This window comes from Parafannyhessea sp. LCP19S3_B1, assembly GCF_052121955.1.
Lineage (GTDB): Bacteria > Actinomycetota > Coriobacteriia > Coriobacteriales > Atopobiaceae > Parafannyhessea.
In genome coordinates, this window is record NZ_JBQKDH010000004.1 from 25,075 (window position 1) to 38,439 (window position 13,365).

General features: G+C 53.8%; 11 protein-coding genes. 8 read left to right on the forward strand and 3 right to left on the reverse strand.

The genetic code is table 11. The annotated features are described in order from the left end of the window. The first annotated feature begins 41 nt into the window (after positions 1-41). The 8 genes from ACTQWE_RS02585 (at position 42) to ACTQWE_RS02620 (ending at position 9,104) form a co-directional block, all read left to right on the forward strand. Positions 42-1,196 carry a glycosyltransferase gene (locus ACTQWE_RS02585; RefSeq protein WP_441856687.1) on the forward strand — a complete coding sequence of 385 codons (1,155 nt, stop codon included), beginning with the start codon at positions 42-44 and terminating at the stop codon, positions 1,194-1,196. Between the two features lie 2 nt (positions 1,197-1,198). Beyond that, a complete protein-coding gene (locus ACTQWE_RS02590; RefSeq protein ID WP_441856686.1) occupies positions 1,199-2,248 on the forward strand; it encodes a glycosyltransferase family 2 protein in 1,050 nt (349 codons plus the stop codon). A 38-nt stretch (positions 2,249-2,286) separates the two neighbouring features. Further along, positions 2,287-3,189 carry a glucose-1-phosphate thymidylyltransferase RfbA gene (gene rfbA / locus ACTQWE_RS02595; protein ID WP_441856685.1) on the forward strand — a complete coding sequence of 301 codons (903 nt, stop codon included), beginning with the start codon at positions 2,287-2,289 and terminating at the stop codon, positions 3,187-3,189. An 18-nt stretch (positions 3,190-3,207) separates the two neighbouring features. Beyond that, positions 3,208-4,683, forward strand: a complete 1,476-nt coding sequence (locus tag ACTQWE_RS02600) for a sugar nucleotide-binding protein (RefSeq protein WP_441856684.1) — start codon at positions 3,208-3,210, stop codon at positions 4,681-4,683. Between the two features lie 30 nt (positions 4,684-4,713). Continuing rightward, positions 4,714-5,736 carry a dTDP-glucose 4,6-dehydratase gene (rfbB, locus tag ACTQWE_RS02605; RefSeq protein ID WP_441856683.1) on the forward strand — a complete coding sequence of 341 codons (1,023 nt, stop codon included), beginning with the start codon at positions 4,714-4,716 and terminating at the stop codon, positions 5,734-5,736. A 185-nt stretch (positions 5,737-5,921) separates the two neighbouring features. Next, positions 5,922-6,842, forward strand: coding sequence for a glycosyltransferase (locus ACTQWE_RS02610; RefSeq protein ID WP_441921256.1), 921 nt, complete (start codon positions 5,922-5,924; stop codon positions 6,840-6,842). 60 nt (positions 6,843-6,902) lie between these two features. Then, positions 6,903-7,658 carry a glycosyltransferase gene (locus tag ACTQWE_RS02615; RefSeq protein ID WP_441856681.1) on the forward strand — a complete coding sequence of 252 codons (756 nt, stop codon included), beginning with the start codon at positions 6,903-6,905 and terminating at the stop codon, positions 7,656-7,658. 42 nt (positions 7,659-7,700) lie between these two features. Beyond that, on the forward strand, positions 7,701-9,104 hold the full coding sequence (locus tag ACTQWE_RS02620) for a hypothetical protein (RefSeq protein WP_441856680.1): 1,404 nt from the start codon (positions 7,701-7,703) through the stop codon (positions 9,102-9,104). A gap of 97 nt (positions 9,105-9,201) precedes the next feature. Here ACTQWE_RS02620 and ACTQWE_RS02625 read toward each other — a convergent pair whose 3' ends face one another. The 3 genes from ACTQWE_RS02625 to ACTQWE_RS02635 form a co-directional block, all read right to left on the reverse strand. After that, positions 9,202-9,549 carry a DUF2304 domain-containing protein gene (locus tag ACTQWE_RS02625; RefSeq protein WP_441856679.1) on the reverse strand — a complete coding sequence of 116 codons (348 nt, stop codon included), beginning with the start codon at positions 9,547-9,549 and terminating at the stop codon, positions 9,202-9,204. Beyond that, positions 9,549-10,241 carry a glycosyltransferase family 2 protein gene (locus ACTQWE_RS02630; protein ID WP_441856678.1) on the reverse strand — a complete coding sequence of 231 codons (693 nt, stop codon included), beginning with the start codon at positions 10,239-10,241 and terminating at the stop codon, positions 9,549-9,551. Before ACTQWE_RS02630 ends, ACTQWE_RS02625 begins: the two co-directional genes overlap by 1 nt. 105 nt (positions 10,242-10,346) lie before the next feature. Beyond that, positions 10,347-13,361 (reverse strand): CotH kinase family protein, encoded by a 3,015-nt coding sequence (locus tag ACTQWE_RS02635; RefSeq protein WP_441856677.1) that lies wholly within the window; start codon positions 13,359-13,361, stop codon positions 10,347-10,349. Positions 13,362-13,365 lie beyond the last annotated feature (4 nt).

Here is a 13,365-nt window from a genome sequence, read left to right on the forward strand (position 1 = left end):
ATAGGTACAATATGCATGACGTCTCATGGAAAGGGTTGAAATTGGTTTCGAGCAGCAACGTTGTGGTCTCTGTCCTCGTGCCTATCTATAACGTCGAGCGTTATCTCGACCAGTGTCTGTCCTCTCTTGTTGCCCAGAGCTTCAAGAATTTTGAGGTCATCTGCATAAATGATGGCTCGAAGGACGGGTCTCGGGACATTGTCCAAAGGTATCTCGACTCTGATGAGCGCTTTCGCGTCATCGATAAGGCCAACAGCGGCTATGGTGACTCCATGAACCAGGGGCTTCGCTCAGCGCGAGGGAAGTACATTTCGATTTTGGAGTCAGATGACTTCCTTGACCCTGGCGCCCTAGAGTATATGGTCGATTCTGCGGAAGCGGATGATCTCGACTTCTTCAAGTGCAACTTCTGGTTGTATTGGACCGAACCTCAGGCAGAATACTCATATCGTAACGATGTTTATTTTTCGGCAATAAAGCCTGAGATGATTTCCCTTGGGGTGCACGCACCTCGCGTTTGCCCAGAGATTTTCTGGGCAAAGCCATCGATTTGGTCGGCCATCTATCGGCGTGACTTTCTTGAGAAAAACGATATAAGCTTCCTACCCACCCCTGGAGCCTCGTACCAGGATTCGAGTTTCACATTCAAGGCGCTCGCGTGCTCGGAGCGAGCTATGTATTCCGGGAAGGCATTCCTTCATTACAGGCAGGATAACGAATCTTCCTCTGTCAACTCAAAAGGCAAGGTTTTCTGCACGTGTGATGAACATGCCGAAATACAGAGGTTCCTCCAGGAAGACAGGCCTGATCTTGCTCCCAGTCTCAATCCTATAAGGGCTCACGTTAAGTTCCTCAACTACATGTGGAACTACGACAGGTTATCGGATAACCTGAAGGGTGAGTTTCTCGATAGATTTACACGTGAGATGCGCGAGGAGATTGAGGCTGGTTACATCCCGGAAGGCGTTCTTAACGGTAAGTATCTCAAAGACCCCGATCTTGCCCCCTTCCAGTACTTTTCTAAGGAACAGGTAAGGGAAGTCCTTGAGGTTGCATACAACCCAAAGCTCTTTGCCGCCAGAAGGGCATCTCTCAATAGTCCGGATAAAGTTCAGACGCTCAAGAATTATTGGAATGCTGGTGGCGTCAGCTCTGTTGTCGAGTTGGTGAAGAGCAAGGCAAAGGGAGAGCTATAGATATGGCCCGGCTTTCCGTCATCGTCCCCGTATACAACGTCGAGGACTATATAGACAGGTGTCTCGAGTCGCTGGCTTGTCAGTCGTTAAGCGACATTGAGATTCTCTGTGTAAACGACGGCTCTACAGATGGGTCACCGGAACATCTGCATAAGTGGGCGGACCGAGATAGCAGGATAAAGGTACTGAACAAACCAAATGGAGGTCTGTCCTCCGCGCGAAACGCTGGCATCGCCGAGGCGTCCGCAAAATACGTCTGTTTTGTAGATTCCGATGATCGTCTATACCCGAATGCCTGCGAAGACATCGTGAGGATGATGGACGAGTCGGACGTTGACGTCTTGACATTCGGCGCAACTTGCGTTCCGGGTGAAGCGGTGACCAGTTGGTTGTATGACGTATTGAGTCCTCGAAATATTACGTATGATGGCTTCGACCTCGACATACTCTTTAAAGAGAGCTCGCGCCCCTTCGCATGGAGGATGGCATGCAACGCGGACTTCCTGAGAAAGAATCGCATACTCTTCGATGAGGACGTTCGCTTTGGGGAGGATCAGATTTTCTGCTTTGCAGTCTATCCGAGGTCTTCGAAGACTCGATTCAGCTCTATGAAACTATACGAGTATCTTGCAGCACGTCCTGGCTCTCTTATGGACCGAATGAATGCTGATGTATGCGCAAAGATGCTTGAGCATGTAAATATCGTGGAGCACATTTTCTCTGACTGGAAAGAGCTTGGAATTCTTGACAGGTACGCGGAGCAGATGATGCGCTGGGCATTGGACTTCTGCCTATACGAACTCATCAGAGTTCCCCAAGACAAGTTCCTTGAGGTGACCGACAAGCTTGGCGCCGTACTTCGTTCGTATATTCCCCTTGGAGATGCGAGCCGAGTTGAGGATAAGGTTGATCGTGCATATCTGAAGAATCTACTTCAGCCTGGTGACGCAAATCTTTATCGCCGGAAATGTAGTGCGATTGGGTTCTATGAAAGGCGCTTCCTCAAACGTTTCGTATATCGCTGGGCGTTAACTGATTGGTATCTTAAGTAGACGGAGCATATCAGATTCAATATTTGCGGAGGCAGTACATGAAGGGTATCATCCTTGCAGGTGGAAGCGGCACCCGCCTTTATCCGCTTACCACGGTAACGAGCAAACAGCTTTTGCCCGTTTACGACAAGCCGATGATCTACTATCCGCTCTCGACGCTCATGCTTGCGGGCATCAGGGACATTCTGATTATCAGCACCCCAAAGGACCTGCCTAACTTCGAGCGTCTCCTTGGGGACGGCTCCGATTTCGGCGTGTCGCTCTCGTATGCGGAGCAGCCAGAGCCCAACGGCCTTGCGCAAGCCTTCGTGATCGGTGCCGATTTCGTTGCAGGGGAGGCCTGTGCTCTCGTCCTGGGAGACAACATCTTTTACGGCAACGGCTTCTCTCGTCACCTCCGTCGTGCGGTAGCGGCTGCGGAATCAGGCCGCGCAACGGTCTTTGGCTATCGCGTCGACGATCCGGAGCGTTTCGGAGTCGTCGAGTTCGACAAGGACTACAACGCCATTTCGATCGAGGAGAAGCCTGCCCATCCAAAGAGCAACTATGCGGTGACGGGTCTCTACTTCTATGACTCGCGCGTCACGAGGCTTGCGGCCGATGTTCGGCCCTCCGCACGCGGCGAGTACGAGATTACCGACCTCAATCGCATGTATCTAGAGGATGGCTCGCTCGACGTCATAACACTCGGCCGTGGGTATGCATGGCTCGACACGGGAACGATGGAATCGCTGTTCGAGGCATCCCAGTTTGTTCGTACGGTGGAAAAGGCGCAGGACCTCCCCGTATCCGTTCCCGAGGAAATTGCCTTCGAGAACGGCTGGATCTCTCGCGACCGCCTGCTCGATTGCGCGGACCGCTACGGTAAGAGCGACTACGGCAAGCACCTGCGCATCGTTGCCGAGGGGAAGATCGTTCCCGGCCGACGCTACGATGACTAGTAGGAGACTGTGAGGCATATGGAATTCGAGAAGAACCTATCCGTTATCGAGACCGGCATTGCTGGGCTCAAGGTCGTCGAGCTTGCGGTGCACGGTGACAACCGCGGCTGGTTTAAGGAGAACTTCCAACGTGCGAAGATGTGCGCGTTGGGTATCCCTGACATCCGTTACGTCCAGAACAACGTGAGCTTCAACGCGAAGCGCGGCGTCACGCGCGGCATACACGCGGAGCCCTGGGACAAGTTCATCTCTGTTGCTACCGGCTCTGTATTCGGGGCATGGGTCGACCTTCGCGAGGGGAGTGAGACCTTCGGCCAGGTGTTTACGACCACGCTCGACCCATCCCGCGCGATTTTCGTACCCCGTGGAGTCGGCAATTCCTTCCAAGCCCTAGAGGATGGCACGGCATACACGTATCTCGTCAACAGGCACTGGTCTGCAGAGCTCAAGAAGACGTATACCTTCGTAAACCTTGCCGATCCTACGCTCGACATCAAATGGCCGATTCCCCTTGCGGAGGCAGAGCTCTCGGAGGCAGATAAGAACCACCCCATGCTCGAAGACGTCGTTCCCATGAAGGCACCGCGCACGCTGGTCACCGGCTGCAACGGTCAGCTTGGTCGGGCCGTGCGGGCCCTTGCGGAGGAGACGGGCGTCATTGACACGTTCGACTTCTGTGACATCGATACCTTTGACCTCTCAAGGGGAGAGGACTACTCAAAGTACGACTGGGACCTCTACGGAACGGTCATCAACTGTGGTGCCTATACGGCAGTAGACAAGGCCGAGACCCCCGAGGGCAGGAAGGTCTGCTGGGCCGCAAACGCCACTGGTCCCGCACTCATGGCACGGACCTGCGCCGAGCACGGCATTACCATGGTTCACGTGAGCTCCGACTACGTGTTCGACGGCACGCGGGAGGTGCATGACGAGGACGAGGGCCTCGCGCCCCTTTCGGTGTACGGTCAGTCCAAGGCGGCCGGAGATCTTGCGGTCGAAGCTTGCCCCCGGCACTATATTGCCCGTTCCTCCTGGGTCATTGGCGACGGACACAACTTCGTGAAGACCATGGCTGCGCTCTCCGACCGCGTTGCTGACCCGTCGGATTCGCTCGATGCGGTCACCGTAGTGGACGACCAGTCCGGTAGGCTCACATTCACGGATCAGATGGCAAAGGGCATCTTCCACCTCCTCGGCTATCGTGACGGGTCCATGCCCGTGGAGCCGGCGCCGTATGGAACGTACGACCTTACGGGCTCGGGAAGCACAAAGACCTGGTTCCAGATTGCCGCAAGGGTGTTCGAGCTAAGGAACGGGAACGCCAATGCCGTTCGTCCCGTTTCCACGGAGAAGTACTACGCCAATGCTTCAGGTCCCATTGCCCCTCGTCCGCGTTTCTCGACTCTTTCGCTCGACAAGATCGCTGCGGCAGAGTTCACACCGAAGGACTGGGAAGTCCAGCTGGAGGAGTACGTCGGCACCCTCAAGAAGTAGCGACTAGGATCAATCACAAGGAGCCCCTTGATGTCTGAAGAAACATTTGAGCCTCGCAACATCATCGTTACCGGCGGCTGCGGCTTCATCGGCAGCAACTTCGTCCGTTGGGTGGCGCGCAACCACCCCGAGACCCATGTGACGGTGCTCGACAAGCTCACGTATGCCGGCAACCCCGCAAACATTGCGGGCCTTCCCAAGGACCGCGTCGAACTGGTCGTGGGTGACGTATGCGACGAGAAGCTCCTCGACGAGCTGGTTCCCGGTCACGACGCCATCGTGCACTATGCCGCGGAATCCCACAACGACAACAGCATCCAGAACCCCGAGCCCTTCATCCAGACCAACGTCGTCGGCACCTACCGTCTCCTCCAGGCGGCGCGCAAGTACGACGTCCGCTACCACCACATCTCGACCGACGAGGTCTACGGTGACCTCGCCTTGGACGAGCCGCGCCGGTTCGAGCCGGATGACCCCTACAAGCCGTCCAGCCCCTACAGCTCCTCCAAGGCCTCGAGCGACCTCCTCGTGCGCGCCTGGCACCGCACGTTCGGGGTTCGCGCGACCATATCCAACTGCTCCAACAACTATGGTCCCTATCAGCACGTCGAGAAGTTCATACCCCGGCAGATCACCAACATCCTCTGTGGCATCAGGCCAAAGCTCTATGGCGACGGAAAGAACGTCCGCGACTGGATCCACACCGAGGACCACTCTCGTGCGGTCTGGGACATCCTCACGAAGGGTCGCATCGGCGAGACCTATCTCATCGGCGCAAACGGCGAGAAGGACAACATTCACGTTCTGAAGGCCATCCTCGAGCGCATGGGACAGCCGGAGGATGCGTTCGACTGGGTTCGCGACCGTCCTGGCCACGACCGCCGCTACGCCATCGATCCCACGAAGCTCGAGCAAGAACTCGGTTGGAGGCCAATCCACACGGACTTCTCCGAGGGTCTCGACCAGACCATCGCTTGGTATCGCGAGCACGAGGACTGGTGGCGTCCCGCCAAGGAGGCGACCGAGGCTAAATACGCCAAGCAGGGACAGTAACTCTTACCCTCACGTGATTTTTCGCTGACGTATGCGTGGGTGATTAGCGCGTGGCTGGTAATGTTGGCGACGCTGGAGCCAGGTAGCCTATACTTGGCTCCAGTTTTTATTAGCATGCAGCTGGAGAGTGCTTCCTTGCTTGCCTGAAGAGATGGAGACTTGATTTGGGCGTAAGGCCACGCGTATTGGTCATGATGGCCACCTATAAGGGAGAACGGTGGGTTGGCGAGCAGATAGACTCCATTCTCGGGCAAGAGGGAGTGGACGTGACACTCCGTATTTGTGATGACCAATCACCCGATGGGACGTTTTCGATTTGCAAGAAATATGCAAATAGGTTCCCAAACGTCGTTGTGACTCGGAATGAGACGAATCTGGGCGTGAACGATAACTTCATGCAAATGCTGTATGAAGATGACGCAGAAAACTATGATTATTACGCCTTTTCCGATCAAGATGACCTATGGATGCCGAACAAACTCTCTGCGGCAGTGGACATGATCGAAAAAATGATCGTCGGTGAGGAGCCTGCGCTCTACTATTGCGACCTGATCAATGTCGAGGGTAGCAGCGAATCAAGAGAGCTCTACCGATTCACAGAGTGCGAAAGACATCCGGCAACTGTGCTGCTGAGGAACTATATCAACGGCTGCGTGATGGTGTTTAATCATGCTCTGGCACGTATTGTCCAATCGTATCGCCCCACCCATTTTCCCCGTATGCATGACGTATGGTTGCATATGGCGGGCAGGTTTTGCGGGACGGTCATTGCTGATACCGATCACGCTTACATGAAGCGCAGGATTACTGGCAATAATGTCGTGGGCAAGACTACCCTCAATCCGGAATCGATAGGTGAAACCATCAAGCTTGCGTTGCTTGCGCTTAAACCCTACGAACGCGTACAGTCGGAGACGGCTCGGCTCTTCTATGATGGCTACAGTGACTATCTAAAACCAGAAGGTCGTCGTGTTCTTGAAGAGTTTCTACACTATCGTGATTCGCTGGATGCTCGTATTAGGTATTCGGGTAGCCGTAGCTACTGGATACCTTCGCCAGAAGCGCTTTTGCGGATGAGGGTCGGAGTGCTTCTCGGCTTCTACTAGATTCGCTCGTGACCGGCTTCCCTTTACAAAGTTTCAATTGACTAGATGAATGAAGGCGTCGTGAATTACTCCACCGTTTCCATAGTGTGCTGCTATACAAGCGAAGAGAAACTGAGATACCTAACAGACTCGTTAGACGAGCAGTCTCAAGCTACGGAGCGTATCCTCATCGACAATTCCGACGGAAGGTTTTCCTCCGCGGCGGCAGCCTTGAATTATGGTGCGTCGCAGTGCACCGGAGACCTTCTCCTTTTCTGCCATCAAGACATTCGATTCAAAACTACAGACAGCTTGTCAGATCTCGTTAAGCGCTGTGGCATTCTCGACGAGGGAGACGTTGGTGGAGTCGCTGGCGCGAAGCAAGGCAAGACATTCACAATGATCACGCATGGGGAGGAAGAAGAGCCATATTCTACAGGCTCGATGTTCGACGGCGATTATGTAGGTGTTGAGACGGTAGACGAATGCACAATCATCATGCCGAAGTCTACGTGGGAAAGTCACCATTTCGACGAAGAGATTTGCGACGGCTGGCACTTCTACGCCGTTGAGCAGTGCCTATACGCGCGGTTGCACGACCATGACGTCTATACCTTCCTAGCTGACGTGAATCACCTTTCTTCAAGAGGCACCGTTAATGATACGTACTATCGTGCATTAAGGAAGTTGATGGCTGCGTACTCCGATCAGGTTTCGTATATATCAACTTCAGTGGGGTATTGGCCGCGAAAGGGGCTAGAGCGAGCAATCGCTTATCGTAAGTGCATTGAGTGGGCGAGGGGCATAGCAGTTAAACTGGGTCTAAGAGAGCCTTAGCAGGATTATGAAAAAATAAATCAAAGTGCGAATAGGGAGACAATGAACGCTCGCTTCGTAATCAAGAATATGTCCATTGCTTTTCTAGCTCAAGGCATCTCGCTTGCAATGGGCGTACTGCAGTCGCTCCTAGTGCCTAAGCTACTCGGAGTTACACAGTATGGCTATTGGCAACTCTTTATTTTCTACACTGGGTATGTCGGCTTCTTTCACCTTGGTTTGAACGATGGCGTATATCTGATAAACGGCGGTAAATCAAGGACGAAAATAGACAAGCGCCTAGTTCACTCGCAGTTCATCGTTTCTGTTGCCTTTCAAACAGTTGTTGCGGTAATAGTATCCATCGTTGCAATTGCGTGGGGCTTCGGCACTGCCAGGGTGTTTGTTCTTGTTTGTTCGGCCATCTTTATGGTCATTCAGAATGCGGCCTCATACGTCATGTATGTATTGCAGGCAATGAACGAGACCAAGCTCTCATCCTATTCGACTATCGTCGAGCGTGGAATCTTCCTCGTGCCTTTGGCATTGCTGCTGCTTACTCGCGTTAGGTCGTTTGAGCCATACGTTATTGCATACATTTTTTCCAGCGTGGTGCAGGTAGCATACTGCCTTTACCATGTTCGCGAATTTCGCCGTGCCGGCTTCTTGGGTTTGAAGGACTCACTGCTGGAGAGCGTTAAAAGCGTACGTGTCGGCTCGAAACTGATGATTGCAAACATCGCTTCTGGACTTATTGTCGGCGTCTGCCGCTTTGCAATAGATGCAAAATGGGGGATTCAGACATTTGGTGAGCTGTCATTTGCGTTCTCCCTTCTCACGCTCTACACAGCGTTTGTGGCCCAGGCAAGCATGGTTCTTTTTCCCTCGCTGAAGCAAAGCAATGAAAGCGAGATTAAGAAGTTCTATGCGCATGCCAGGGACACATTGAGCCTCCTATTTCCCATCGTTTACGCTCTTTATTTTCCAATGACATGGCTGTTGTTGTTATGGCTGCCCCAATACGCAAATAGCATGGCCTATCTTGTTTTCATTCTTCCGATTTGTGTTTTTGACAGCAAGATGGATATCACTTGCACGACAGTGTTCAAGGTGACGAGGGAAGAGTCGAGACTCCTGTATATAAACATAGCTACCGTCGCGATAAGTGCTTTGGGTGTGGTGCTTGGGACGTTTTTCTTTCAATCTGTATACGTTGCGATTATGGCAACAGTAGTCGCCATTGTGGGCCGAAGCATCTATTCGGAGCACATCGTCGCCGAGAGACTCAGAGTTAATGAGACCTCCATAACGATATTCGAAATTGTTCTAACTCTGTCTTTCATCGTAATGACCGAAATTCTTCCTCCGGTAGTGGCATTTTTGGGATACTGTGCCGTTTACGCCTTGTATCTTTTTACTTATCGCGAGCGCGTGCGGGAGATTGCCGGGTTGATACGGCGCATCTAGGCTGTCGATCGCCACTTCGCTACTCTACACAACATTGGCCGTCCCCGGAAGCCTTTCTGGGGACGGCCAATGCTCAATAACGTAGACGTGAATGCTATCAATCGATATGATCCGAATGGACCTTTTCGTTCAGCGCGACCTCCTGAGACATGCCCTCGAGCTTGTTCTGCAGTCTGGAGACTTGTTCGGATAGAGAAAAGAGTTTGATGAGCATAAGCATAATGATGAAGCAGAAGACGAAGTTCGAAGGGGAGAGAAAGCCCAGGAGGTTCGAGAAGAAGAACGCTATTCCGGGAAATGCGGCGAACACTACAAGGAGTACCGCGCAGATAACCCAATATACCGAATCCGCAATTGTCAGACGGCTCCTTTTCACTGAGCGCACGACGATGGCAAGGGCAATGATTGCTCCAATGATCAGGACGAGACGAAGTACAGGGTTCATTAGCATCCTCCTTTACGGAACCAGAGGAACAGGAGCAGGGAGATGCACGTACGTGCCATATATGAGATGGAACTGAAGAAACGAAGGTAGCTTGTTCCGCCCTGTCGTTCTCTCATCTCAGCTGGAATCTCTATCACTTTCGCACCGTCGCGCATAAGTAACGCAATCGAATCGGGCTCTGGTGCTAGATCAAAGCTCTTGGCATAGGTTTCGACCATGGCCCGGTCGTACATTCTCATGCCAGAGGTGGGATCAGTTATCGCCTGCTTTGTACCGGCTTTAATAAGTGCAGATATAAGCTTTGCGCCAATGCCGCGTGCGCCGACAGCGCCTCCGCCGGCAAGACCGCGGGATGCAATGACAATGTCCGCCTTCTCTTTCTTCATCGCATCGGCCATGGGGTGAATGTATTCGGGCATATGCTGGCCATCGGAGTCGAACTGAACCACGGCGTCGTAACCGTTTCGGAGGGCATATTTGCAGCCGCACTTGAAACCCGATGCCAGACCGCAATTGACGGGAAGGTCGACGTGATTGAAACCAAAGTGGTCGCAGATTTCGCCCGTTCTATCCCTCGAGCCGTCATTTACGACAAGATAGTCGATGTCAGGGCAGACTGTCGTCAGCTCGTTCACCGTGTTTTCGAGACACTCTTCCTCATTGTACGCAGGAATTACGGCAAGTATTTTCAACAGGCACTCCCTAGAGATAGTGACGATCGAGCACTATCTTATCTGACGAGTGATGCATTTGGTTCGGAATGAGCAAGATGCACCTTGAAGTCATTCCTATGAGCATTAAAGGGATTTGACGTATGTGTCCATCCAAGCGACTCTTTTGTCCATCCAGTCCCTTAGGCGCGCAAGCTGCTCCGCTTGGGCTTTCTCGATTGCAGTGAAGTTGGTTTTCTTTTGCCAGAGAACGACGTCCATTCCTATACTATCTGAGGACAGCTTAGAGAGCTGTGCGAAGCTCGAATCAATGTCATCCGCGACATCGCCGGCGATAAACTTCTCGATGTGCATTCGAACCTCGGGCCACGCCTCTTTGATTGCGTTCGTACGCTCCGTGGCTGCCGTCATCCAACCAACGCTGTTGTGATTGTTGTACGCATTTCCGGCCGGTGAGCTGGCTGCGGCAGAATTGCCGATTTTTCCAAAGCACTGGTCGAAATCCCAAATCGGGCCAGAGAAAATGGTCTTGGAATCCCTGTCAACATAGTAATATGTCGAACTTCTTGCAAAGTCCGTGTTTCTCACGAAGGTGTTGAGTAGTAAGACCCTGGCAAGGGAGTCGAGGTCGAAGTGGTAAGATTCGTCGGCATTGGAAGCGTTATCGATCGCCTCCTGGAAAGCCTCGCTGATCTGCCTCATCGAATCTTTCGAACTGAATTCGGGACTCTTGACGACAAAGGTCGCTACGCTTGTCTTGAACCAAGATGCCTCCGACGAATACCAGTTGTTGTCGAGTTCGACAAGATATCCGCCGGAGATGTCAGACGGGTTCGCCATATTCTTGACGTACTGGTACGTGTTTCCGAACGCATTGACATCGGTTGCGCGTTCGAGGGAGCTGAGGTCGACCTGGGCGTTGGCCTTCTCGACGTCTTTCTCCAAGTCATGAATGTCAACGCGACCGCTCCCTACCTGCACTTTCTCTGCAAGCAGATATGACCCGCGATAGTCACCGTCGTAGTAGAGGTCTACCATCTTGCAGTCGGGGGAGATTATTCCGATGTTCTTTCCGAGCGCAAAGGCAATGGCGTTGAAGAGCTTCGTCGGGTCATAGGCACTTGCGAGAAGGACCCAAGTCTTGGAACGATTGTCAGAATCACCGGTCTCAAGCAGGTCACACTTGTCGGAAAGCTTAATCTGGTACGGCTTCTTGCTTGCTGACCAAGTGGTGTTTCCCCTTCCCTTGATCTGCGTAAGGGCGCCGTCGTACACGACGGACCCCTTGGCGTTCGCAAGAATCATCGACCCGGTAGCCTTGGCAGAATGGTCGGCGGAGTTCTCTACGTATGAACGACCCATACTTGTTGGGTCGTCGCTCGTGAGGAACATGGCGTCAACGCCAGAGGACTTGAGCAGGTGAAGCATCTGGGGCGCAACGTAAGAGAAGCCTTGGTAGAAGATTGTGCGCGAGCCATCCTCGCAGACATCGGGATTGATGTCTGCGAGGGATATCGACATTCCGTTGTCGACGCTGTGGAACGCCCCGTCTTCTTTCCCAGACACAAGGAATTTGCCCGTGCCCACGGCGCGACTCACCTTTGCGGTCCCGTCATCCGAAAACGAAGGGAGGAAAACGTAGCCATTTCCCCTGACGGCCGAGACTCCAATGCCGACCTCCTTTCCCGAGGGCGTGCTGGTGGTCACGCGAACATCTGTCCAAAGGTCTTTCGAGGTGTACGAGTTGCTGGTTGCCCCAGGTGCCTTTGAGCCCTTTACCTGCAGCCTAATCTGCAGCGCCTCAAGACGCATTCCGAGGCTGGTCGTGCCCGCCGCGAAGCCATCCTTGGTCCAGTCGAGCCATCCTAGGTCCTCGACATGTGCGCGATAGTAGATTTCATAGTAGGGTGACAGCTGGCTGGACAGGCGGAGCTGAACCGCTTCGAGCGAAAGGGACTTGCCGGTAGTTCCGTTCGACGAACGATTGGCCTGGGAGTTCGCGGCCTTCCAGGTGTGAGGATCGCTCTTGTCTGCCTGCCACCCGATGTTAGATACGTGCGCGTTCGAGACCAGCCCAGAGCCTTCCGCCAGGTCTGGCGAAATGGCAATGCTGAACGCCTCAAGCCTTTTAGACTTCCCGGTCGTGCCCAAGGTAATCGTCGTTCCGATGCCCACTTGCTGAACATGTTGCCACCCGAGGTCCTGCACATGTCCTGAGGCTGTCAACGCCGCCTTTGGAATAAACGCAACCTTAACCTGCTGAGTCTCTTGTGACGCTTGGCTTTTCTCTATCAGTTTTATTTCGAGGGCTTCGAGGCGGAGGCCCAGTCCTGCGCTGCCGACAGACGCGCCGTCGTGAGTCCAGCCGAGCCATCCGTAATTCTGGACGTGAGCACGGTAGTAGACCGAGTATCTGCTTGCCACGTCGCCCTGGAGCGCGATGCGAAGCGCTTCGAGCCTGAGGGATTTCCCCGTCGTTCCGGCAAGCGCCCCGTCGCTCACCCAAGCTTGCCAGCCAACGTTCTGAACATGGGCTTGGTAGGTGATGGACCCCGAGAGCGAGCTGTCGAGCTTGATTCGAATGCCCTCCATACGAAGCGCCTTGCCCGTTGTCCCGGCAGTCTCGCCGTCGCTGTGCCAGCCTTCGGGATTGGATGGAGATGCTTGCCAACCAACGTTCTGGACGTGTGCGTCATAGGTGACGCAGGGTCGCTCTTGCTCATCATCGGACTCTTTGGACGAACCGGACGCGCTGCCGTTGCCTGTCGCCTTGGGCTGAGTGCCGTTTTCCTGCGCCTCCTCGGCGGGTGCGACGTCCCCTGGAACTGCCTGCTCATCTGTCGGCGCAGGCTCTACCTGCGATGCGTCGCTATCGTCAGCGGCTGGGGAATCTGATGGCTGGCTCTGATCTGCGCTGCCCTGAGTCGAGGATGACAAATGCTGCTCTGCCACTGGCTGCTGGGCGAGCTCGTCCGATTCAATGTCCGGTGGAACGGATCCCGCTTGGGTCACTGCGGCCGTCTCGACGGGATTCGTGGCGGACTCAAGCGAATAAGCGTGGATGGGGAAGAGGAATGCGCAGGAGAATGCGAGTCCTGCGCTCACCGCAGCTGCGCGTATGGACTTCGAGGAGAGCCGCATGTTT